The 20,115-nt window shown below is 74.8% G+C and carries 18 protein-coding genes; 8 read left to right on the top strand and 10 right to left on the bottom strand.

From position 1 onward, the window contains the following. Positions 1–14: 14 nt before the first annotated feature. A complete protein-coding gene (locus ACLQ14_RS16325) occupies positions 15–995 on the bottom strand; it encodes an EamA family transporter (protein ID WP_425814932.1) in 981 nt (326 codons plus the stop codon). A gap of 89 nt (positions 996–1,084) precedes the next feature. Between ACLQ14_RS16325 and ACLQ14_RS16320 the strand changes: the two genes are divergently transcribed. After that, the gene (locus ACLQ14_RS16320; protein ID WP_425814930.1) at positions 1,085–2,017 is read left to right on the top strand and encodes a LysR family transcriptional regulator; all 933 of its coding nucleotides are present in this window, start codon (positions 1,085–1,087) and stop codon (positions 2,015–2,017) included. Positions 2,018–2,033: 16 nt separating this feature from the next. On the opposite strand, the gene ACLQ14_RS16315 is transcribed toward ACLQ14_RS16320, so the two are convergent. Continuing rightward, the gene (locus ACLQ14_RS16315) at positions 2,034–6,152 is read right to left on the bottom strand and encodes a S8 family serine peptidase (protein WP_425814928.1); all 4,119 of its coding nucleotides are present in this window, start codon (positions 6,150–6,152) and stop codon (positions 2,034–2,036) included. Between the two features lie 95 nt (positions 6,153–6,247). Between ACLQ14_RS16315 and ACLQ14_RS16310 the strand changes: the two genes are divergently transcribed. Continuing rightward, the gene (locus ACLQ14_RS16310) at positions 6,248–7,252 is read left to right on the top strand and encodes a hypothetical protein (RefSeq protein WP_425814926.1); all 1,005 of its coding nucleotides are present in this window, start codon (positions 6,248–6,250) and stop codon (positions 7,250–7,252) included. Between the two features lie 6 nt (positions 7,253–7,258). On the opposite strand, the gene ACLQ14_RS16305 is transcribed toward ACLQ14_RS16310, so the two are convergent. Next, positions 7,259–8,020, bottom strand: coding sequence for a DUF2599 domain-containing protein (locus ACLQ14_RS16305; RefSeq protein ID WP_425814924.1), 762 nt, complete (start codon positions 8,018–8,020; stop codon positions 7,259–7,261). Then, entirely contained in the window at positions 8,017–8,451 is a 435-nt protein-coding gene (locus ACLQ14_RS16300) for an NUDIX hydrolase (protein WP_425814922.1), read from the bottom strand. Before ACLQ14_RS16300 ends, ACLQ14_RS16305 begins: the two co-directional genes overlap by 4 nt. Positions 8,452–8,538: 87 nt before the next feature. Here ACLQ14_RS16300 and ACLQ14_RS16295 point away from each other — a divergent pair, with 87 nt between their 5' ends. The 3 genes from ACLQ14_RS16295 to ACLQ14_RS16285 all read left to right on the top strand — a co-directional run bounded on the left by ACLQ14_RS16295 (position 8,539) and on the right by ACLQ14_RS16285 (position 11,274). Beyond that, positions 8,539–9,252, top strand: a complete 714-nt coding sequence (locus ACLQ14_RS16295; RefSeq protein ID WP_425814920.1) for a PadR family transcriptional regulator — start codon at positions 8,539–8,541, stop codon at positions 9,250–9,252. Between the two features lie 196 nt (positions 9,253–9,448). Then, complete coding sequence (locus ACLQ14_RS16290; protein ID WP_425814918.1) at positions 9,449–10,495, top strand: ATP-binding cassette domain-containing protein; 1,047 nt, start codon at positions 9,449–9,451, stop codon at positions 10,493–10,495. Next, positions 10,492–11,274, top strand: coding sequence for an ABC transporter permease (locus ACLQ14_RS16285; RefSeq protein ID WP_425814916.1), 783 nt, complete (start codon positions 10,492–10,494; stop codon positions 11,272–11,274). The genes ACLQ14_RS16290 and ACLQ14_RS16285 overlap by 4 nt, the downstream gene beginning before the upstream one ends. 119 nt (positions 11,275–11,393) lie before the next feature. Here ACLQ14_RS16285 and ACLQ14_RS16280 read toward each other — a convergent pair whose 3' ends face one another. Beyond that, positions 11,394–11,849 carry a carboxymuconolactone decarboxylase family protein gene (locus ACLQ14_RS16280; RefSeq protein ID WP_425814914.1) on the bottom strand — a complete coding sequence of 152 codons (456 nt, stop codon included), beginning with the start codon at positions 11,847–11,849 and terminating at the stop codon, positions 11,394–11,396. A gap of 88 nt (positions 11,850–11,937) precedes the next feature. Here ACLQ14_RS16280 and ACLQ14_RS16275 point away from each other — a divergent pair, with 88 nt between their 5' ends. Then, positions 11,938–12,942, top strand: coding sequence for a sigma-70 family RNA polymerase sigma factor (locus tag ACLQ14_RS16275; RefSeq protein ID WP_425814912.1), 1,005 nt, complete (start codon positions 11,938–11,940; stop codon positions 12,940–12,942). A 3-nt stretch (positions 12,943–12,945) separates the two neighbouring features. On the opposite strand, the gene ACLQ14_RS16270 is transcribed toward ACLQ14_RS16275, so the two are convergent. Further along, the gene (locus tag ACLQ14_RS16270) at positions 12,946–13,311 is read right to left on the bottom strand and encodes a YrdB family protein (protein WP_425814910.1); all 366 of its coding nucleotides are present in this window, start codon (positions 13,309–13,311) and stop codon (positions 12,946–12,948) included. A gap of 104 nt (positions 13,312–13,415) precedes the next feature. Here ACLQ14_RS16270 and ACLQ14_RS16265 point away from each other — a divergent pair, with 104 nt between their 5' ends. Then, positions 13,416–14,633, top strand: a complete 1,218-nt coding sequence (locus tag ACLQ14_RS16265; protein ID WP_425814908.1) for a cation:proton antiporter — start codon at positions 13,416–13,418, stop codon at positions 14,631–14,633. 79 nt (positions 14,634–14,712) lie between these two features. Here ACLQ14_RS16265 and ACLQ14_RS16260 read toward each other — a convergent pair whose 3' ends face one another. From ACLQ14_RS16260 to ACLQ14_RS16245, 4 genes are all read right to left on the bottom strand, one after another. Beyond that, positions 14,713–15,495: a LutC/YkgG family protein gene (locus ACLQ14_RS16260; protein ID WP_425814906.1), complete on the bottom strand. Its 783-nt coding sequence runs from the start codon at positions 15,493–15,495 to the stop codon at positions 14,713–14,715. Next, on the bottom strand, positions 15,492–16,979 hold the full coding sequence (locus ACLQ14_RS16255) for a LutB/LldF family L-lactate oxidation iron-sulfur protein (RefSeq protein ID WP_425814904.1): 1,488 nt from the start codon (positions 16,977–16,979) through the stop codon (positions 15,492–15,494). The genes ACLQ14_RS16260 and ACLQ14_RS16255 overlap by 4 nt, the downstream gene beginning before the upstream one ends. Continuing rightward, entirely contained in the window at positions 16,976–17,776 is an 801-nt protein-coding gene (locus tag ACLQ14_RS16250; protein WP_425814902.1) for a (Fe-S)-binding protein, read from the bottom strand. Before ACLQ14_RS16250 ends, ACLQ14_RS16255 begins: the two co-directional genes overlap by 4 nt. Before the next feature lie 89 nt (positions 17,777–17,865). Continuing rightward, a complete protein-coding gene (locus tag ACLQ14_RS16245) occupies positions 17,866–18,537 on the bottom strand; it encodes a FadR/GntR family transcriptional regulator (protein ID WP_425814900.1) in 672 nt (223 codons plus the stop codon). Between the two features lie 219 nt (positions 18,538–18,756). Between ACLQ14_RS16245 and ACLQ14_RS16240 the strand changes: the two genes are divergently transcribed. Further along, a complete protein-coding gene (locus ACLQ14_RS16240; RefSeq protein ID WP_425814898.1) occupies positions 18,757–20,070 on the top strand; it encodes an enolase C-terminal domain-like protein in 1,314 nt (437 codons plus the stop codon). Positions 20,071–20,115 lie beyond the last annotated feature (45 nt).

The raw sequence follows: 20,115 nt of genomic DNA, 5'->3' as shown, positions 1-20,115 counted from the left end.
GGTAGCGCGTTTCGCTACTTCGCGAGGTAGGCGGGCGGCCGGTCTGCTTCGCGGGGGAGGCGGCGGCGTCGGGCGCGGAGCCTCAGCACCCCGGTCGTGATCGCCACGCCCACGAGGAGCAGCACGCCGCCCACGACCTGTCCCGCGTTCGGCACCTCGCCGAGCACGAGCCAGGCCGTCGCGGCCCCGACGACGGGCACCAGCATCGTGAACGGGACGACCGCCGACGCGGGGTAGCGCGCGAGCAGCGAGTTCCAGATCCCGTAGCCGACCAGGCTCGCCAGGTAGACCGTGTACGCGGTCGAGAGCGCGGCGGCGAGCGTCGGGTGCGCGAGCGCGTGCCCGACGGCGCCCGGCCCGTCGAGCACGAGCGACAGGGCGAGGAGCGGTACGGGCACGACGACGGCGGACCACACGGTGAGCGAGAGGCCCGAGGCCGCTCGGGCCGTGCCCGCGGCCGCGCTCGCGGAGCCGATCCGGCGCGAGACGACGTTCCCGACGGCCCACGACGCGGCGGCGGCGAGCGTCAGTGCGAACGCGGCGAGCGGCGTCCGCGCGCCCAGGGCGAGCCCGACGACGACGAGCCCGGCAGCCCCGACGAGCACGCCGACGAGCTGGGCCCGGGTCGGGGTCTCGCGCAGCGCCAGCGACGCGAAGAGCACGGTCAGGACGACCTGCGCCTGCAGCACCAGCGACGCCAGTCCCGCGGGCATGCCCGCCGCGAGCGCCGTGTAGAGGAGCCCGAACTGGCCGAGGCTCATGCACGCGCCGACGACCGCGACGTCGCGCCACCTCGCGGCCGGGCGCGGGACGAAGAACACGGCGGGCACCACGACGAGCGTGAAGCGCACGGCGGCGAAGAGCGTGGGCGGCACGTCGCCGAGGCCCTCGTCGATCACGACGAAGTTCACGCCCCAGATCACGGCGACGAGCACGGCGAGCGCGGCGGCGCGGGGCGGGAGCCCGGCGGCGCGGGCGCTGGGGGAGAGGGGCACGGGTCGAGTCTGACGCCCGTGGACCGTGAAGGTCCATCACACGTTCGTGCTTGAATTCGTGCAGCAGCGCTGGACGATGGGAGCTCGGGATGATCGACCTCGCGGGGATCGAGGCGCTCGTCGCCGTTGACCGCACGGGCACCGTGGGCGCGGCGGCCGCCGACCTCGGGTACACGCCGTCGGCGGTGTCGCAGCAGGTCAAGCGGCTCGAGCGGACGCTGGGCGTGCCGCTGCTCGAGCGCGTCGGCCGGGGCGTGACGCTGACCCTGCACGGTCGGCGGCTCGTCGAGGACGGCGGCGAGCTGCTGCGCGACGTCGAGCGCGTCGCGGCCCGCGCGAGGTCGGCCGGCGGGTCGCCGACCCCCACCGGCCAGGTCCGCGTGGTGGCGTTCTCGACGGCGGTGCGCGGGCTCGTGGCGCCGCTCGTGCCCGCGCTCGCGGCCGAGGCTCCGGGCCTCGACGTGGTCGTGACCGAGCACGACCCGTGGGACGCGGTCGCGCAGGTCGCGGCGGGTGGCGCGGACCTCGGCGTCGTGCACGCGTGGCGCGGCATCGGCCTGCAGGTGCCGCTCCACGTCCGCTACGAGGAGCTCGGGGAGGACGTCGCCGACCTCCTCGTCCCGGCGGGCCACCGCCTCGCGGCCCGGGACAGCGTCACGCCCGCCGACCTGCTCGACGAGCCATGGGCGTCCACCTTCGAGGACTCGATCTGCTACGCCTGGTTCCTGCGGATGTTCGGCGACCAGCCCAGACAGCCCCGGATCCGCTACTGGGCGTCGGAGTTCGCGTCGCACGTCGCGCTGGTCGAGGCCGGGGCGGCGGTCTCGCTCGTGCCCCGCCTGGGCCGCGGCGCGCTCCCCGACGGCGTCGTCGCCGTCCCGGTCGTCGACCCGGTTCCCGTGCGGACGGTCGGGCTCGTGTGGCGCGCCTCGATGGGGGAGTCGCCGGCCGTCACACACCTGCGGGCCCGCCTGGGTGCGCGGGTGCGCACGCAGACGGGCCCGCAGGTCTCGGTGGCGTAGCCGTCGGACGACCCCGTCAGCCCTTGCAGCTCACCGCGTCGTAGGCGGCCCGGTAGGGCGTCGTGACGTCGAGGGTCCCGACGTGCCCCTTCCCGACGACGTCGGCGGTGCCACCCGCGCGGAGCCGCGCCGACCCGGTGTCGAACAGGTGGTACGCCGCCTTGCCGGACGGGACGCCCGCCACGGTGGCGCTCCCGAACGGCGTGGACAGCGTGACGTCGGCCGCGACGTCGCCCCGGTTGGCGGCGTAGACGGCGACCGCCGCGTGGCCGTTCACGCACTGCGACCGGGCGGAGACGCCGAGGTCGATCCGGCCCCCGACCTGGTAGACGCGGACCATCGTCTGCTCGACGTGCGACCCGTGCGCGTCGGTCAGCGAGACCCGCAGGTGGACGAACGTCCCGGTCGGGACGTCGTTCGGGATCGTCGCCGTCCAGCGCCCCTGCGCGTCGCGCGTGAGCGGCGCCGACGTCCAGCCCGTGACGGTCGTGGTCGTGGTCGCGGGACCGGTCGCGTACTCGAGCGTCGCCGCGGTGACGTCGGCCGGCGTGGCGGTCTCGTCGTCGCTCGCGCCGAGCACCACGTGCGCGTCGCTGCCCGCCGGGACACGGCCCGTGAGGTCGGTGTCGACGTCGACCTGCGGGATGAGCAGCGACTGCGCGCCCTGCCGGGACCGGTCCGTGGTGAACGTCCAGTCCGTCGTGTACGCGAGGCCGAGCAGCGTGGCGAGCGTCGAACGTCGGGTGAACTGCTGCTGCAGGTGCACCGTCGACGACGCGGCGGGGACCGCGTAGACCCCGCCCACGGGGATCGCCGCGGCGCCGTCCACCGACACCTTGTAGAACGCGGAGTCCGCGTTGGCGAGCGCCGTCGAGTCGTGCCCTGCGGCGTCGCCCCAGGTCGGCACCGTGAGCGAGAGCCCGTTGAGCTCGCGCCACGCGACCGGCACGTCGTTGGTGTTCCCCGACGCGCCCGTGGGCGTGCGGAACCACGACGTCGGGCTCGTCGAGCCCGGGGTGTAGGTCCGCGGCCCGTCGTACGACGCGGCGCTCGCCAGGTTCGGCGTCATCCGGACGACGGTCGTCCAGTGGACGTCCGACGACGCCGTGTAGTACTCGGTCCGGTCGAGCGGACCCCGCACGGGCAGCATCGACCCGCTCGCGTAGACCGACGACACCCCCGGCAGCTCGAGGCCGAGGTCGAGGTAGTTCAGGCTCGAGTCGAGGCCCTGCGTGTAGTACTGCGTGGGCACGGTCGCGAGGTCCTTGTCGTGCACGCGCTGCACGCCCGTCGGGACCTTGCCCTGCGTCACCGTCGCCACGTTGTACACGTACGGGCTGGTCGAGACCGGCTGCCCCGCCCAGTGCATCGTCACGGGCCCGGCGGCGAGCTCCGTCTTGAGCGCGGCGGCGTCGTCGGCCGTGATGGTCACCATGGGGAGCGAGACTCCGGTGCCCGACGTCACGATGCGGCCCTTTGCCGCGGACGAGTAGGCGATGAGGCCCACGGCGCCGCGGCCCTTGAGCGCGCGGTCCCACGACAGGCTGTTCCCGCCGGCGTTCACGGAGGCCGCGTCGACCAGCACGATCTTGCCCGCGACGTCCGCCGCGGCCAGGTTCGCGTCCGTGCCCGGACCGACGTCGACGAGCGGCGCGGACGACGTCCCGCCGAACTCGGGCGCGAAGCTCACCGGCAGGTCGTCGACCGTGTGCCCGCCCGACGACGTCAGGGTCAGCCGGGGTGCGGCGAGCCGGGCCGTGGCCTCGAACGTGAACCGGTCGTCCGCCTTCGTGGCGGTGGTGTACAGGTGCTTCACGTAAGCGGGGACGGTCGTGAGCAGGCCCGTCTTGAAGGTCCCGTCGGACGCGAAGCCCTCCGTGAAGCCGATCGAGTAGCCCTGCGCCTCGGTCGGCTTGTCCGTCTTCCAGCTCAGCTCGCGGGCGTCGCGCGCGTCGAGGACGACGGTCGTGTCGCCCGAGACCTTCACCGCGTGCTCGAACACCTGGGTCACGGAGTCGACCTGGCCGTGGTCGTCGGCGGTGTCGCGCGTGAGGATCACGCCCGAGAAGTCGTACGAGCCGACGGGCATCGTGAACGTCTTGGTGCCGGTGCCGACGGCGTAGCTCGCGCCCACGCCCCCGTGCAGGTCGAGCACCTGGAACGAGGAGAACGAGTCGGGCGCGGCGCCCCGCCGGTCCTTCGTCACGACGGTGACCTGCGCCGTCGGGCCCTGGAGGGAGTAGGAGAACGGGACGGTGAGCCGGACGCCGTGGGCGTCCGCGCCGACGAGGCGGCCCGTGACCGTGCCGTAGTCGTCGGCGTGGACCTTGGCGGTCGGGTCGATCGTCAGCGGGACGTCGACCGTGCCGCCCGCGGGCACGACGACGCGGCCCTTGCCCAGGTTGCCCTGGCCGGGGTGCACGGGGTCCGTGAACGACACCGCGCCCCTCGGCAGGTCGGCGTCGCCGCCGTCGCCGTAGAGCTGCAGCGAGAGGTCGAGCGTCACGTCGCGGTCGCTCGTGCTGTGCAGCGTCAGGGTCTTCGTGACCGGGTCCTGCCCGGCCTCGGGGTAGCGGAACGACGCGAGCTGCGTGCTTGGCGCGGCCCAGACGGGCTGCTGGACGGCGCGGCCCACGTCGAGCGGGCCCGCGCCCTGCTCGAGGACGGGTGTCGTGGTGGCGTCGGCGGACGAGGTGAGCACGTCCTTGACCTGCTCGGGCGACCAGTCGGGGTGCTCCTCGAACACGAGCGCCGCTCCGCCGGCGACGTGCGGCGTCGCCATGGACGTGCCCGACTCCGCGACGTACGGCAGGTCCGTCCCACCGCCCGCGCGCGCGGCCACGACCTGGACGCCCTGCGACGCGATGTCCGGCTTCGAGGCCGAGCTGCCGACGGCCGGCCCGCGGCTCGAGAACGCGGCCGTCTTGTCGTCGCGGTCGAGCGCGCCGACGGTCAGGGCGTCGGGGGCGCAGCCGGGGGTCGAGACCTGCCCGCGCAGACCCTCGTTCCCCGCGGCGATCACGAAGAGCGCCTTGTCGGACAGCGCCTGGACGAGGTCGACGTCCGGGCCTGTGCACGCGGTCGCCGAGCTGTCGCCGAGCGACATCGACACGACCTTCGCGCCGCTGTCCACGGCCCACTGCATGCCGGCGAGGATCCAGGACGTCTGGCCCGAACCGTCGTCGCCGAGGACCTTGCCGACGAGCAGCTGCGCGCCGGGCGCCATGCCCGCGTACCGGCCGTCGCTCGCGGCGCCCGTGCCCGCGATCGTCGACGCCGTGTGCGTGCCGTGCCCGTTGCCGTCCTGGATGGTCGCGCCCGACGACGTCACGAACGTCTTGCTCGCGGCGACCTGCCCTGCGAGGTCGGGGTGCTGCTGGTCGTAGCCCGTGTCGAGCACGGCGACCTTGACGCCGGCGCCGTCGTAGCCGAGGTCGTGGGCGGTCCCCGCGCCGGTCAGCGGCACGGTCGGGGCCAGGTCCGTGACGGCGGAGCCGTGCACCTTCGCGTCGAGCCAGAGCTTCTCGACGCCCGTGCTCGCCGCGCGGGACGTCGCGCCGGGCTGAGCGGGCGCGAGGCCCGCCCACGCCGCGGTCGCGCGGTCCTTGTCGATCGCGACGGCGGCGCCGTCGATGGCGGGCAGCGCGGTCGTCGTGGTGGCGCCCCGCACGGCGGACCGCGCGCTCGCGGACCCGGCGTACTCGACGATGACGGGCAGCGTGGGCGTCGAGGCGTCGTCGTAGCCGTCGCGCCACAGCAGCGAGACGTCGAACAGGCGCTCGTCGAGCGTGCCCGCGTCGATGAGCGGTTGCGCCGCGGCCGGGATGACGTACGTGTCGCCGCCCGAGATCCAGGTGCTGACGATGCGGTCCGGGTCGTCGGACACGATCCGGGCGTCGCCGACGGTGCCGTCCGCGGCGATGCGCGCCCGGACGACGTCGCCCGTCACGAGCGTGAACGCCGCGTCGGTCCCGGTGCGGGGCGCCGTCGGGGTGGGCGTCGCGTTCTCGGCGCCGGTCGTCGAGGTGCCGTCGGTGTCCGCGGCGGTCGCGGCCGTGGCGGCCGTGGTCGCGATCAACGCCGCGGCGGCGAGCGCCGCGGCGGCGCCGCGCGCGCGTCTGTGGTGGGTGGTCATGGTGCTCCCTTCGGTGGCCTCACTGTGGCGGAGCGGAGAGACCCGCGGGAGGGAAACCGCCTGGCGACCAGGCGACATGGCGGATAATCGCCAGCGTGCTGCCAGGACTCGGGACCGACGACGACGCCCACGACGAGGCCGTCTACCGCGTCGCGATGGCGGGCTCGGGCACGACGGCGCGCGCGGCGGCGGAGGTGCTCGGGCGTCCCGCCGACGACGTCGACGCCTCGCTGGAGCGGCTCGCCTCGCGCGGCCTCGTGGTGCGGTCGGGGCGCGAGGGGCGCTGGGCCGCGACCCCGCCCGAGCTCGTGCTCGGGCCGGAGCTCGCCCGGGAGCGGGAGCGGCTGCGCCGGGCCGAGGAGCAGCTCGCCGACCTCGTCGAGACCTTCCACCGCGAGCGGTCGCCGCAGGCCGCGGGCGAGCTCGTCGAGATCGTGGAGGGCCGCACCCAGGGCGTGCGGCTCGCTCAGATCGAGCGGGCCGCGCGGCACACGCTGTGCGCCTTCCAGACCGGGTCCAACACCGTGGTCCCTGTGTCCGCGACGCTCGACCCGGCCTGGGAGCCACCCGCGGAGGAGCCGGGGCCGGTCGACGACGGGACAGCGGCGGGGGACCCTGTGCGCGACGAGCAGGGCATCCGCGCCGACCTCGCCTACCGGCTGGTCGTCGACCCGGACTACCTGCGCGAGCCCGGAGCCCTGCAGAAGCTCGACGACTGGGTCGAGGCCGGCCAGCAGGTCCGGGTGGTCTCCGAGCGGCTGCCCAAGGTCATGGTGGCCGACGGCGAGATCGCGCTCGTCAAGGTCGCGCCGGCGTCCGCGGTGGTGCTGCACGGCCCGCTCGCCGGGCTCGCGCAGGCGCTGTTCGACGCGATGTGGCGCTCGGCGCGCCCGTACATGCCGCGCGACGGGGAGCTCGACGGCAGCGACGTGCAGCTCCTCCAGCTCATGCTCGCCGGCCTGACGGACGCAGCGATGGCGAGCCAGCTCGGCGCGTCGCCTCGCACGGTGCAGCGCCGGCTCCGCGCGCTCATGGACGCGGTCGGCGCGACGACCCGGATCCAGCTCGGCGGGTACGCCGTCCGGCACGGCTGGGTGTAGCCCCGCTCAGCTCGGGTTGCACCGGGCCGCGAGCGTCGCGACCAGCCCGACGTCGGGGCGCCAGGGCTCGAGGTTCCACGTCGCCTTGTCGGGGGCGCCGAGGGCGTGGCAGACCAGCTGGTCGTGCATGCCGGGCCTGTTCGCGTCCGGGTGGTCGACGACGAGCGCCGACCACGTCGCCTCGCCCCCCGCCAGCCCCGCGGCGCGCGCCCACGGGTTCGGGTCGACGGCGAGCGACCGGCCGCCGTCGTGCGTGCCCCAGGCGGCGGAGCGCGGCGTGCCGGCCCCGACCCAGAGCGTCACGGTCCCCGACGCGGACAGGACCACGCGGCCGCGCTCGACCTCGGCGGTCTCGCCCGGCCGGGCGAGACCACCGAGCGCGGCGCCGCCCGCGGCCTCGACGACGATCGTCCCGTCCAGCTCGTCGCGCAGGCTCGCGCCGTCGGGAGCGGTCGCCCGCACGACGACGTCGCTCCCGCGCGCGAGCCCGCTGACCGTCACGCGCGTCGAGCCCGGAGCGGCGGGGGTGGTCGTCACGCGGGCGCCCGCCGGGGCCTCGACCGTCAGCGCCGCCGCACCGGCGGGGCCGGTCAGGTGCACCGTCGCGGGGGCGGAGGTCGGGGTGTCGCCGGCTGGACGGTCGGCGCTCGGCCCGGGCGAGCCGGATGTCGGCGAGGTCGTCGCGGTGGTGGGTGACGTCGTCGGGCCGGTGCACGCGGCGAGCGCGAGCAGCGCGGCCAGGCCGAACGCCGACAGAGCCCGTCTCACGGGACCGGCAGCGGGCCCGCGAGGCCTCGGGCGTGGTCGACCAAGGGGACGCGCTCGAGGGCGTCGACCTCGGCGCGCGTGAACCAGGCCGCGTCGTCGGTCGAGCCGTCGGTCTCGCGCGTGAGCGTGCCGCCGACGACGGCCGCGCGGTAGAAGACCCGGAGCGCCTGCTCGGGGCCGCCCGCGGGGTCGACGAGGCGGTCGGACGGGATCACCTCCGAGTCGATCCCGAGCAGGTGGCCGACCTCCACGTCGTACCCGGTCTCCTCGCGCACCTCGCGGGCCGCGGCCTCGGACGGGTGCTCGCCGAACTCGAGCCCGCCGCCGGGGAGCGTCCAGCCGGAGAAGCCGTCGCCCTGGTTCCAGTGGGACAGGAGCTGGCGGCCGTCGGTGTCGAGGATCACGGCGTAGGCGGCCACTCGGATGCGCATGGGCCCCATCGTGTCAGCCGGGCCGGGAGCGGTCTTGCGCGGGGTCGAGGACTCACATACTCTGAGTCGAGTATACGGAGGTGAGTGATGGCTCGACGGCCGGTGTCCAACCCCCTGGCGCTCGCGGTGCTCGCGTGCCTGTGGGAGAAGCCCATGTACCCGTACGAGATCACGACGACGCTGCGCAAGCGCGGCAAGGACGACTCGATCCGCCTCAACTTCGGGTCGCTGTACTCGGTCATCAAGTCGCTCGAGAAGCACGGGTTCATCACCGAGCAGCGCGCCGAGCGCGAGGGCAACCGCCCCGAGCGCACCGTCTACGAGATCACCGACGACGGCCGCACCGAGGCCCGCGACTGGCTCCGCCAGATCCTCGCCGTCCCCGACCGCGAGTACCCGACGCTCGAGGCGGGGCTGTCGCTCGTCGCGCTCGTCGAGCCCGGCGAGGCCGCCGACCTCCTGCGAGCCCGGGTCGCGACCCTCGACACCACGATCGTCCACCGGCAGGCCGTCCTGGAGCGGACCCGGCACGCGGGCCTGCCCGAGATGCTCGCGATCGAGGCCGACTACCACCTGACCCTCCTGCGCGCCGAGCGCGAGTGGGTCGCCCGGCTGGTCGAGCGCCTCGACGCCGGCACGGTGGGCGGCCAGGACGTGTGGTCGCGCATGCACGCGCTGCTCGCCGCCGGGAGGCCTGCCGACGAGGTGGAGGGAGAGGTCCTGCGCGCGATCGGACCCGACCACCTCGCCGAGCTCGACGAGATCTCCGAGGCCGCCCGGCTCGAGCCGCCAGGCCCCTGAACCACCGGCACGGCCCGATCCTCGAGATCGCGCCGCCGCCGGAGACAGCGGTGGCCCGGGTGCGCCAACACCCGGACCACCATCGCCCGAGTCGTCCACGAGGGACCGTCCGACCATCACGTCAAGACCTTCGAGCTGTCAGCCATGCTATCGGCGGCTCCCGCCCTCGCCGGCGACTCCCCACCAAGGAGTCACGATGTCACTCGCCGCCACCCGCGCCGAGAACCTGCGCAAGACCTATCCCGGCCGCCGCGGCGCGCCGGGCGTCACGGCCCTGGACGGGCTGTCGTTCGCCGTCCCGGACGGCACCGTCTTCGGCCTGCTCGGCCCGAACGGCGCCGGCAAGTCCACGACCGTCAAGATCCTCACGACCCTCAGCCGCGCCGACTCCGGGACCGCGACGGTCGCCGGGCTCGACGTCGCGCGCGAGCCCGACGCCGTCCGCCGCGCGGTCGGGTACGTCGCCCAGAAGCCCGTGACCGACCCCATGGACACGGGTCGCGAGAACCTCGTCCTCGCGGGTCGGCTCCAGGGCCTGGGCCGCCGCGAGGCGGGAGCCCGCGCCGACGAGCTGCTCGAGCGGTTCGGGCTCGCCCCCGCCGCCCACCGGCTCGTCAAGACGTACTCCGGCGGCATGGCCCGCAAGCTCGACGTCGCGCTCGGGATCGTCCACCGGCCCCAGGTGCTGTTCCTCGACGAGCCCACCACCGGGCTCGACCCCGAGGCGCGGGCCGAGATGTGGGCCGAGATCGAGCGCATGACGGGCGACGAGCGCATGACCGTCCTCCTCACGACCCACTACCTCGAGGAGGCCGACCGGCTCGCGGCGCGCGTCGCGATCGTCGACCGGGGGAGCGTCGTCGTCGAGGGCAGCCCGTCCGAGCTCAAGGACGGCCTGCACGGCGACACGGTCGTGGTCGAGCTCGGCGCCTCCGCCGTGAGCCCGTCCGACGACGGCGCGGGTCCTGCCGCCCGCGCGCGCCTCACCCGGGTGGCCGCCGAGGCGGGGCTCGCGGACGTCGTCGTCGACGGCGCACAGCTGCGCGGGCGGGCCGAGTCCGGCTCCGCCGCGCTGCCCGGGGTGCTGGCGGCGCTCGACGGGGCGGGCGTGCCCGTCGCGTCGGCGACCGTCGCACGGCCCAGCCTCGACGACGTGTACCTCCGCTACACGGGCCGCACCTACGGGTCCGCCGGGCGCCCCGGGTCCGCGGCCGGCGTCGTCGGGACGGAGGTGGCGGCATGACCGCGCTCACCCACACCGGCCTCCTCGCCGCCCGGTCGCTGCGCAGCGGGCTGCGGATCCCCGTGTTCGTCGTGATGCAGCTCGTCCAGCCGATGATCTGGCTGCTGCTGTTCGGGGCGCTGTTCAAGTCGGTCGTCGACATCCCCGGGTTCGGGGGCGGCTTCCAGGGCACCTACCTCGAGTTCATCACCCCGGGCGTCGTCATGATGACGGCCATGTTCGGCGCCGCGTGGGCGGGCACGAGCTTCGTGCAGGACATGGACCGCGGCGTCATGGACCGCTTCCTCGCCTCCCCGACGAGCCGCGGCGCGCTCGTCGCGTCGACGATGGTCTACCAGTCGGTCGTCGCGGTCGTGCAGGGCGTCGTCGTGGTCCTGGTCGCGGTGGCGTCCGGGGCGCGGTTCGGCGGTGGCGCCGCCGGGATGCTCGTGGTGGCGCTCGCCGTCGTCCTCCTCACCGCGCTGTTCTCCGCCCTGTCGAACGCGTTCGCGCTGCTCACCGGGCAGCAGGAGGCGCTCATCGGGATCTCGCAGCTCATCACGCTGCCGCTGATGTTCCTGTCGTCCGCGGTGATGGACACGAGCCTGTCGCCGGGCTGGGTGCAGACCGTCGCCCGGTACAACCCCTTCGACTGGGCCGTCGTCGCCGGGCGGGAGGCGCTGTCCTCCGCGCCCGACTGGGGACTGGTCTGGAGCCGCCTCGGCTGGCTGGCGCTCGCCGCCGTCGTGATGTGGTGGCTCGCGACCCGGGCGTTCCGCGCGCTGCAGCGTTCGGCCTGAGACGCCCCCTTCGTCGCCGAACACGGGCTCCGTGACCGTCACGCTTCGCGGACGGACGCGGAGCCCGTCGTCGGCTGGCGGGAAGCCCGTGCTCGGCAGGTCGGGGCTGTCCCGGCCGCTCAGCTCCAGGTGCCCGGGACCTGGCGGACCGTCACGTTGAGGCGGTTGAAGAGGTTCGTCGTGGCGACCCACAGGACGATCGCCGCGAGCTGCTCCTCACCGAAGTGCTGCTCGACGTCGGCCCAGATCGCGTCGTCGACGGCGTCGGGCCGGTCCGCGAGCCGGGTCATGGCCTCCGCGAGCGCGAGCGCCGCCCGCTGCGCGTCGGTGTAGCAGGTGGCCTCGCGCCACGCGGGCAGCAGCGCGAGCTTCTCCGCGCTCATGCCCGCCTTCTCCGCCGTGCGGCGGCCGAAGTCCAGGCACCATGCGCAGCCGTTGATCTGGCTGACGCGGAAGTGGAGGAGCTCGAGGGTCTCGTCGTCGACCTCCTTGCCGCGGGGCACCTGCCCCAGCGTCGGCAGCAGGCTCTGGGCGTCGGCGAAGTACGAGGCGGGGTTCTTCATGCGTGCGGTCACGGGTCGCTCCTCGGATCGGGCCCGGCCGTCACGTCGGGCCGGGCGTGTTCGTCATCCCTTCGACGTACCCCGACGGAAGGATGTGACCGTGAGCTCCGAGGCACCCGCAGGGCGGGATCACGCGACCGGCGACGACTGGCTCGCGCAGCAGTTCGAGGCGCAACGGGCGCGGTTGCGTGCGGTCGCGACCCGCATGCTCGGCGACGGCGCGGAAGCCGAGGACGCCGTCCAGGAGGCGTGGTTCAGGCTCCAGCGCACCGGCGCGGACGCGATCGACAACCTCACCGGCTGGCTCACGACCGTCGTCTCGCGCGTGTGCCTCGACCACCTGCGGTCCCGGACGGCGCGGCGGGAGGACGGCTGGGCGCCCGTCGAGGAGGTCGCGGCCGAGCGGCGCGACGACGACGCCGCCGAGCCCGAGGGGGCGGCCGTCGAGGCCGACGCCGTGGGGGCCGCGCTGCAGGTCGTCCTCGACACCCTGACCCCCGCCGAGCGGCTGGCGTTCGTCCTGCACGACCTGTTCGGGGTGCCGTTCGACCAGATCGCCCCCATCGTCGAGCGGACCCCCGAGGCGACGCGCCAGCTCGCGTCCCGGGCGCGGCGCCGGGTCCGGGGGTCGGCCTTCGCCTCGCAGGACCCCGCCGTCGGGCCCGACGGCGTCGAGCACGTCGAGGCGCCCGTCCTCCCCGCCGACCGCGCCCGCCAGCGCCAGGTCGTCGAGGCGTTCCTCGCGGCGTCGCGCGAGGGGAGGTTCGAGGACCTGCTCCAGGTGCTCGACCCCGACGTCGTGCTGCACGCGGACCCGGCAGCGGTCGAGGCGACCGCGCGGGTCGTGGCGCAGGGGCTGCCGGCGCCGGTCCTCGCCGCGGAGGAGCACGGGGCGTTCGCCGTCGCGACCGCGTTCGTGGGGCGCGCGCTCGCCGCGCGGGTGGCCCTCATCGACGGGGAGGTCGGCGCGGCGTTCGTGTTCCAGGGTCAGGTGCGGTCGGCGTACGCGATCGGGGTGCGGGACGGGCGGGTCGTCGCCGTCGACGTGTGCGGCGACCCGGAGACGCTGGCCACCAAGGACGTGGTGCTGCTCGAGGCCGCCTGACGGTCAGTCGCGCGACCAGGCCAGCGACGCGGCCGCGACCACGGCGAACACGAGGCCCGGGACGACGAGCCCGACGGCGACGGCGAGCACGGCGGTCACGGCGAACAGCGCCGCCTTCGCGGCGATCCGAGGCGTCCGTGCGAGCCGGCGCGGGGAGCGGGGCGCGAGCCACCACCCCCACGCGACGACGGCCACGGCGACCAGCACGACGGCGACCAGCACCGAGAGCGCGGCGTTCCCGCCGAGGCGCCAGCCCGCGACCGCGAGCAGGACGAGCATCGCGATCTCGACCGCGAACGCCACCAGTCCCGCTGGGGAGAGCCGGAGCTCCGCGCCGGGTTCTGCGGGCGACGTCGGACGCTGAGGCATGGCGCGACCCTAGCGGGCTGCCGTGCGCCCCTGCGGCGCCGCGCCGCGCGCGATACGTTCTCGACGACGCCCGGACCCGCCGGACGTCGGGACGGAGGGCGCCGGTGGACAGCGAGGCGTTGACGTTGGTGCTCTTCGCGCTGTGCGCCGCGGCCGCGCCGCTCCTCGCGCGCGGCGTGCGGCGGTTCGCGCCCGTGCCCGTCGTGGTCTTCGAGATCCTGCTCGGGCTGCTCGTCGGGCCCGCGGCGCTCGGCTGGGCCGTGCCGACCGAGGTCACGGACCGGCTCTCCGACTTCGGCCTCGCGATGCTGTTCTTCCTCGCCGGGCACGAGATCGACGTCGCCGGGATCCGGGGCCGGCCGCTGCGCCGCGCCGTCGGCGGCTGGCTCGTGTCGCTCGTGGTCGGGGTCGTGCTGGGCGTCCTGTTCGCGTCGACCGCCGCGGCGGGCGTGTTCGTCGGGATCGCGCTGACCTCCACCGCGCTCGGCACGATCCTCCCCGTGATCAGCGACGCGGGGGAGCTCGGGACCCCGTTCGGGCGGGTCGTCAGCGCCGTCGGCGCGGTCGGCGAGTTCGGCCCCCTGATCGCGATCTCGATCTTCCTCAGCGGCCGCCAGCCCGGGAAGGCGACCGTCGTCCTGCTGATCTTCGTGGTGCTCGCGGCGGCCGCCGTCTGGCTCGCCGCGCGGACCCCGCACGCGCGGGTCCACCGCGCCATCGAGACCACCCTCCACACCAGCGGGCAGTTCGCCGTGCGGCTCGTCATGCTCGTCGTCGCCGGCCTCGTGGCGCTCAGCATCTGGCTCGGGCTCGACATGCTGCTCGGCGCGTTCGTGGGCGGGCTCGTCCTCAAGGCGATCATGCGCGACGCCGCCGACCCCGTCGTCGAGCAGGTGGACGCCAAGATCGAGGCCGTCGGCTACGGCTTCCTCGTGCCCATCTTCTTCGTGTCGACGGGCGTCACGTTCGACCTGCACGCGCTGCTCGGGTCGGGCGCGGCGCTCGCGGGGCTGCCCCTGTTCCTCGTGCTGTTCCTCGTGGTGCGGGGCCTGCCGGGGGCGTTCGCGGCGCCCGAGGGGGCGTCCCGGCGCGACCGCGCGTCCCTCGCCTTCTTCTCCGCGACCGCGCTGCCCATCATCGTGGCGGTCACGAACATCGGCCGGGACGCGGGCGACCTGTCCAGCGCGACCGCGACGTCGCTCGTCGGCGCAGGCCTGCTCTCGGTGCTCGTGTTCCCGCTCGTCGCCCTCGCGCTGCGCGGGACGCGGCGCGACGTCGAGCACGGCGTCGGCGAGACCGCGGCGGTCCCCGAGGAGGCCTGACCCGGCGATCGTTCCACCGAACCGACGCGGATCGTCGCCCGGACGGCGTCGCGACGACGATCTGGGTCGGTTCGACGCCTCACGCGAGGATCACGTGCAGCCGCCGCGGCCCGTGCACGCCCTCGACCCGCTCGAGCTCGATGTCGCTGGTCGCGCTGGGGCCGCTGATCCAGGTCTGCGGGCGTTCGGGGTGCGCGGCGAGGATCCGGACGGCTTCCGGGACGAGCTGCACGACCTGCTCGGCGAGGACGACGCACACGTGCAGGTCGGGCACGAGCGAGACGGCTCGGCGTCCCTGGTCGGGCTCGCCGTCGAGGACGATCGTCCCGGTCTCCGCGATCGCGACCCGGCACGCGGTGACCACGCCGAGCGTACGGTCGAGGTCCGCGGGCGAGGTCGGGTCCTCCCGCGAGTCCCGGCGCACCACGAGCCCCTCGGGCAGCGCCGCGAGCCACGCGGGGTCGAGGCCGTCGGGCACGACGAGCGCGGCGTCGTCGGGCGCGCCCGCACGCGCCTCTGCAAGGATCCGCCCGACGGCGCGCGCTATCCCCGTGGCACCGCCGTCGCCTTCGGCGCGGTGGACCGTCGCCTTGTAGTCGACGAGCCGGTCCACGAGGAGCGCGACGGCCTCCGCACCGCCGGCCACCAGCTCGCCCGACGCGCGGTAGGCCCGCGGGACGTCGACGCGGTCCGTCGCGGCGCCGTCGTCGGCCGCGGGGGCCGGTCCCGGGGCGGGGCGCCCGTCTCGCTCCGGCAGCCCGTCGGGCGTCCCGGACCGCTCGCCGGTGGGCGGCAGCTCGCCGGACGGCGTGGCGGCGAGCGCCGCCCGGACCCGGGCGAGGACCTCGTCGCGCGCGCTCACGGGCGCTCCTTCCACCAGCGGCGGAACGACTTCCTGGGCGGCGCGGGCAGGTCGCGCGAGCCGGTCCACAACGAGCCGGGGAAGGGGAGAGAGCGGATCTGCCCGTCGCGCGCGACGACCCGTCCGGCGGCGGAGGCGCGCTCGGCGGCGCCCATGCGGCGCCCGTCGGACATCACCCAGGCGGCCGCCTTCATGGCGGCGCCCCAGCCGGTGGGGCGGTGGCGGGCGTGGTCCTCGTCGACGTCGCGGGCGCGCAGGTGCACGAGGAGCGTCGGGATGTCGATCTTGACGGGGCAGACCTCGTAGCACGCCCCGCACAGCGTGGACGCGTAGGGGAGCGTCGCGTTGGGGTCGTCGTGGGACTGCACGCCCGTGAGCTGCGGGGTGAGGATCGCGCCGATCGGCCCGGGGTAGACGGACTGGTAGGCGTGCCCGCCGACCCTCTCGTATACGGGGCACACGTTGAGGCACGCGGAGCAGCGGATGCAGCGCAGGGCGTCGCGGCCGACGTCGTCGGCGAGGGCGCGCGTGCGGCCGTTGTCGAGGAGGACGAGGTGGAACTCCTGCGGCCCGTCGCCCGGCGTCACCCCGGTCCACAGCGACGTGTACGGGTTCATGCGCTCGCCGGTCGAGGAGCGGGGCAGGAGCTGGAGGAAGACCTCGAGGTCCTCGAACGACGGGACCAGCTTCTCGATCCCCATGACCGTGATCAGCGTCTCGGGCAACGTGAGGCACATGCGGCCGTTGCCCTCGGACTCGACGACGGCGAGCGTGCCGGTGTCCGCGACGGCGAAGTTCGCGCCGCTGACGGCCACCCGCGCGGACAGGAACTTGCGGCGCAGGTGGACGCGCGCGGCCTCGGCGAGCGCCGCCGGGTCGTCGGTCAGGTGGGCGGGCGCGTCGCCCATGCGTTCGAGGAAGATCTCGCGGATCTCGGCGCGGTTGCGGTGGATCGCCGGGACGAGGATGTGGGACGGCTGGTCGTCGGCGAGCTGCACGATGAGCTCCGCGAGGTCCGTCTCGAACGCCGCGATGCCCTCGGACGCGAGGTGCTCGTCGAGCCCGATCTCCTGCGTGGCCATGGACTTGACCTTGACCACCTCGTCCGCCCCGGTGGCGCGCACCAGGTCCGTGACGATCGCGTTGGCCTCGGCGGCGTCCCGCGCCCAGTGCACGACGCCGCCGCGCGCCGTCACGTTCGCCTCGAGCCGCTCCAGGAGCTGCGGCAGCCGGGTCAGCGCGTCGGCCTTGAGCGCGGCGCCCGCGTCGCGGAGCTCCTCCCAGTCGGGCACCTCGCCGACGACGCGCGCCCGCTTGGCCCGGATCGTCGACGTCGCGTGACCCAGGTTGCGCCGGAGCTGGGCGTCGTCGAGGGCCGCGCGCGCCGCCGTCGGGAACGTCTCGCCCCAGCGCAGCGGCTCACGCGGGTGGGGGACCCCGAGGAAGACGGGGTTCGTGGAGGTCGGGCCGGTCGCGGTGGTCATGCGGTGCTCCCCTCGGTCGCGTGCGCGCCGGGCCCGCCGACCTCGACGGGCTCGTCGAGCGTCGAGGCGAGGATCTCCGCGAGGTGCATCATCCGGACGCCCGCGCGCAGGCGGGACAGCCCGCCGCCGATGTGCATGAGGCAGGAGTAGTCGCCGGCCGTGAGGACCTCCGCCTCGGTGGACTTCACGGCGCTCACCTTGTCGGCGAGCATGGCCGTCGACGTCGGCGCGTTCTTGAGCGCGAACGTCCCGCCGAACCCGCAGCAGCCCTCTGCGTCGGGGAGCTCGACGAGGTCGATGCCGTCGACCTCGCGCAGCAGCCGCAGCGGCTTGTCGCCCACGTGGATCATGCGCAGCGAGTGGCACGTCGGGTGGTAGGTGACCCGGTGGGGGAAGTGCGCGCCGACGTCGGTCACGCCGAGCACGTCGACGAGCAGCTCCGACAGCTCGTACGTGTGCCGCGAGACGGCGTCGGCGCGGCGGGCGAGCGGTTCGTCCCCGGCCCGCCGGCACACCATCGCCTGCTGGTGGCGGACTGCGCCCGTGCACGACCCGGACGGCAGCACGATCGCGTCGAACTCGCCGTCGAGCACGGGCTCGAACGCGCGCACGTGGTTGCGCACGACGGGGTAGGCGGCGTCGAGGTAGCCCGTGTTCACGTGCATCTGCCCGCAGCACGCCTGGCCCGGCGGGAACACGACCTCGTGCCCGAGCCGCTCGAGCAGGCGGACCGTGGCCTGCGGCGCCTGCGGGAACAGGGCGTCACCGATGCAGGTGGCGGCGAGGGCGATGCGCATGGTCGGGCTCCTCCGGGGGCTGAGGTGCGGGGGCGGTCCGGTGGGCTCCAGTCTCGTCGCGGCGGGGTGCCCGCGCACGGCGCCGGACCTCAGAGGGTCTGGCGCAGCCAGCTCTCGACGCCCGCGACGTGGACGGTGGCCCAGGACGCGGCGAGATCGGGGTCGTGCGCGGAGATCGCGTCGAAGATCGACCGGTGCTCGGCGAGCGTGCGCGCCAGGGCGCCCTCCTCCGTGATGCCGCGCCAGAGGCGGGCGCGCTGCGTGCGGCCGGACACGCTCTCGATCAGCGAGGCGAGCACGGGGCTGCGCGACAGGTCGGCGATCGCCCGGTGGAACTCGATGTCGGCGCTCACGAGCTCCTCGACCGGCGAGTCGGGGCCGGCCTTCGCGAGGATCGTCCGCAGGTCGTCGACGTCCTGCTCGGTGCAGGCGAGCGCGGCGCGTGCGCTCGCCGCCGGCTCGAGGATCCGCCGGACCTCGAGGAGGTCGAGCACGCTCGAGTCCTGGTGGAAGTCCGCGATGAAGCTCAGGGTGTCGACCAGCGACTCGCTCGAGAGGCTCGCGACGTAGGTGCCGTCGCCCTGCCGCACGTCGAGGATGCGGAGGAGGGACAGGGCCCGGACCGCTTCGCGCAGCGAGCTGCGGGACAGCCCGAGGTCCGCCGCGAGGTCGGCCTCGCGGGGGAGGCGCTGGCCCGGTCGCAGCTCGCCGGACGCGATCATCGCGCGCAGCTTGTCGATCGCCTGGTCCGTGACTGCCATGTGCGTCCGCCCTCGTCGTCGTCGCCCCGGACTGCGGGTCACGACTCGGCCACGGGTCGCAGTGGGGCTTTACAGGTGTGTCAGGGACCACTATAAAGGGCAGACATCGGATGTCTGTGTCAGTGTGAAGGCGCGCCAGCGGCCAATCGGCCCAGAACGGCCGAGAACTCGTCGCAGACCTCCGAGCGATCAACGACATTCCACGGAAGGTGGACAAGGATGACCACCCCTGCCGGCCCGGTCTTCACGCCGTTCGAGGTGCTGGACGTGCGCTTCCCGACGTCCCGCGACCTCGACGGTTCCGACGCCATGAACCCGGACCCCGACTACTCGGCGGCCTACGTCGTGGTCCGGACGTCGGAGGGCGAGTCGGGCGCCGGGTTCGTGTTCACGATCGGGCGCGGCAACGAGGTCGCGGTCAGCGCGATCCGCGCGGTCGAGGAGCTCGTCGTCGGGCGCGACGTCGAGGAGACGCTCGCAGACCTCGGAGGTCTGTGGCGGCGCCTCGTGCACGACTCGCAGCTGCGCTGGCTCGGCCCGGAGAAGGGCGTGGTCCACATGGCCATCGGCGCGGTCGTCAACGCCGTCTGGGACCTCTACGCCAAGCGCGAGGGGAAGCCGCTGTGGCTGCTCCTCGCCGAGATGACCCCCGAGCAGCTCGTCGCGCTCGTCGACTTCCGCCACCTGACGGACGTGCTCGACGAGGCCCGCGCCCTCGAGCTCCTGCGCGCGGGCGCGGTGGGCAAGCAGCAGCGCATCGAACGGCTGCTCGACGAGGGCTACCCCGCCTACACGACGTCGGCCGGCTGGCTCGGCTACCCCGACGACAAGGTCGAGCGGCTCGTCGCCGAGGCGCTCGCCGGGGGCTTCACGCACCTCAAGCTCAAGGTGGGTGCCGATCCCGAGGACGACGTGCGGCGCGTCAAGATGGTCCGCGAGCTCGTCGGGCCGGACGTCAGGCTCTCCGTCGACGCGAACCAGGTGTGGGACGTGCCCGACGCGATCGCCGCGATCGAACGGCTCGCCCCCTTCGACCTCACCTGGGTCGAGGAGCCGACGAGTCCCGACGACATCCTCGGGCACCGGGCCGTGGCCGAGGCGATCCGGCCGGTGCTGGTCGCCACGGGCGAGCACGTCGCCAACAGGGTCGTGTTCAAGCAGCTGCTCGCGGCCGGCGCCGTCGGCGTCTGCCAGATCGACGCGTGCCGCGTGGCGGGCGTCAACGAGAACGTCGCGATCCTGCTCCTCGCCGCCGCGACCGGGGTGCCCGTGTGCCCCCACGCCGGGGGCGTCGGACTGTGCGAGGTCGTCCAGCATCTCTCGATGTTCGACTTCGTCGCGGTCAGCGGCAGCACCGAGGGCCGCTGGATCGAGTACGTCGACCACCTGCACGAGCACTTCGTCGTGCCGGCACGGGTCGAGGGCGGCCGCTATCTGGCCCCGCGCCGCCCCGGCGCCGGCGCCGAGATCCTCCCGGAGGCCCTCGCTACCTACCTCTACCCCGACGGACCCGCCTGGGCCGCCGGACGCTGACAGTCCCCACCCACCGGGCCCGCGGGCCGGCTCCTCGCCCCGCGG

The sequence above is a fragment of the Luteimicrobium sp. DT211 genome (assembly GCF_049844995.1).
In the GTDB taxonomy this organism is placed as follows: domain Bacteria; phylum Actinomycetota; class Actinomycetes; order Actinomycetales; family Cellulomonadaceae; genus Luteimicrobium.
This window is presented reverse-complemented; position numbering and strand designations above follow the sequence as displayed.

Bases quoted from the DNA above. Each gene is read 5' to 3' on its own strand.
- ACLQ14_RS16295 (WP_425814920.1), top strand. From the start codon at position 8,539: ATGGCTCGACGGCCGGTGTCCAACCCCCTGGCGCTCGCGGTGCTCGCG.
- ACLQ14_RS16285 (WP_425814916.1), top strand. From the start codon at position 10,492: ATGACCGCGCTCACCCACACCGGCCTCCTCGCCGCCCGGTCGCTGCGC.
- ACLQ14_RS16315 (WP_425814928.1), bottom strand. From the start codon at position 6,152: ATGACCACCCACCACAGACGCGCGCGCGGCGCCGCCGCGGCGCTCGCC.
- ACLQ14_RS16240 (WP_425814898.1), top strand. From the start codon at position 18,757: ATGACCACCCCTGCCGGCCCGGTCTTCACGCCGTTCGAGGTGCTGGAC.
- ACLQ14_RS16320 (WP_425814930.1), top strand. From the start codon at position 1,085: ATGATCGACCTCGCGGGGATCGAGGCGCTCGTCGCCGTTGACCGCACG.
- ACLQ14_RS16300 (WP_425814922.1), bottom strand. From the start codon at position 8,451: ATGCGCATCCGAGTGGCCGCCTACGCCGTGATCCTCGACACCGACGGC.
- ACLQ14_RS16255 (WP_425814904.1), bottom strand. From the start codon at position 16,979: ATGACCACCGCGACCGGCCCGACCTCCACGAACCCCGTCTTCCTCGGG.
- ACLQ14_RS16250 (WP_425814902.1), bottom strand. From the start codon at position 17,776: ATGCGCATCGCCCTCGCCGCCACCTGCATCGGTGACGCCCTGTTCCCG.
- ACLQ14_RS16290 (WP_425814918.1), top strand. From the start codon at position 9,449: ATGTCACTCGCCGCCACCCGCGCCGAGAACCTGCGCAAGACCTATCCC.
- ACLQ14_RS16245 (WP_425814900.1), bottom strand. From the start codon at position 18,537: ATGGCAGTCACGGACCAGGCGATCGACAAGCTGCGCGCGATGATCGCG.
- ACLQ14_RS16270 (WP_425814910.1), bottom strand. From the start codon at position 13,311: ATGCCTCAGCGTCCGACGTCGCCCGCAGAACCCGGCGCGGAGCTCCGG.